This is a genomic window from Stenotrophomonas sp. YIM B06876, from assembly GCF_030711595.1.
Lineage (GTDB): Bacteria > Pseudomonadota > Gammaproteobacteria > Xanthomonadales > Xanthomonadaceae > Stenotrophomonas.
The window spans coordinates 1-810 of the sequence record NZ_JAUJUJ010000371.1; the positions used below are offsets into that span (position 1 = coordinate 1).

At 68.2% G+C, this 810-nt stretch carries 3 protein-coding genes; all 3 read left to right on the forward strand.

The genetic code is table 11. The annotated features are described in order from the left end of the window. On the forward strand, positions 1-210 hold a 210-nt coding region (locus tag QZH66_RS17370), incomplete at its 5' end, for a Na+/H+ antiporter subunit E (RefSeq protein ID WP_305807088.1). Beyond that, entirely contained in the window at positions 207-626 is a 420-nt protein-coding gene (locus QZH66_RS17375) for a K+/H+ antiporter subunit F (RefSeq protein ID WP_305807089.1), read from the forward strand. The genes QZH66_RS17370 and QZH66_RS17375, both read left to right, overlap by 4 nt. Beyond that, positions 623-810: monovalent cation/H(+) antiporter subunit G (locus QZH66_RS17380; RefSeq protein ID WP_305807090.1), on the forward strand; the 188-nt coding region annotated here is incomplete at its 3' end. The genes QZH66_RS17375 and QZH66_RS17380, both read left to right, overlap by 4 nt.

The window sequence follows — 810 nt, forward strand, 5'->3', positions numbered from 1 at the left end:
TTCGTGCATGTGCCGCTCGATGTGCGCGACCCCAACGCCCTGGCCGTGCTGGCCACCATCGTCTGCATCACGCCGGGCACGGCCTGGGCCGAGCTGTCGCTGGACCGCAGCATGCTGCTGCTGCACGTGCTCGAAGTGCACGACGCCGCAGCCATCGCCGCCGACATCAAGCAGCGCTACGAGCGAGCGCTCATGGAGATTTTTGAATGACCTCTGTCCTGTCGTGGGCCCTGCCCCTGGCGCTGCTGCTGCTCATGCTGGCCATGGCCTGCACCCTCGTGCGCCTGCTCAAGGGGCCTTCGGCCCAGGACCGCGTGCTGGCGCTCGACTGCATGTACCTCAACGCCATGCTNTCTGTCCTGTCGTGGGCCCTGCCCCTGGCGCTGCTGCTGCTCATGCTGGCCATGGCCTGCACCCTCGTGCGCCTGCTCAAGGGGCCTTCGGCCCAGGACCGCGTGCTGGCGCTCGACTGCATGTACCTCAACGCCATGCTGGCCATGCTGGTGCTGGGCCTGCTCTACGGCAGCAGCGACTACTTCGAGGCGGCGCTGCTGATCGCGGCGTTCGGCTTCGTCGGCTCTACCGCCATGGCCAAGTTCCTGCTGCGCGGCGAGGTCATCGAATGAACGCCGCACTGCCACTGTGGGCCGAATGGGCCGTGGCCGCCCTGGTGCTGGCCGGCGCCGCCATCGCGCTGCTCGGCTCCATCGGCCTGCTGCGCCTGCCGACCTTCTTCGAGCGCGTGCACGCCCCGGCCATGATCGCCACCATGGGCTGCTGGTGCGTGATGGTTGGCGCCCTGCTGTACTT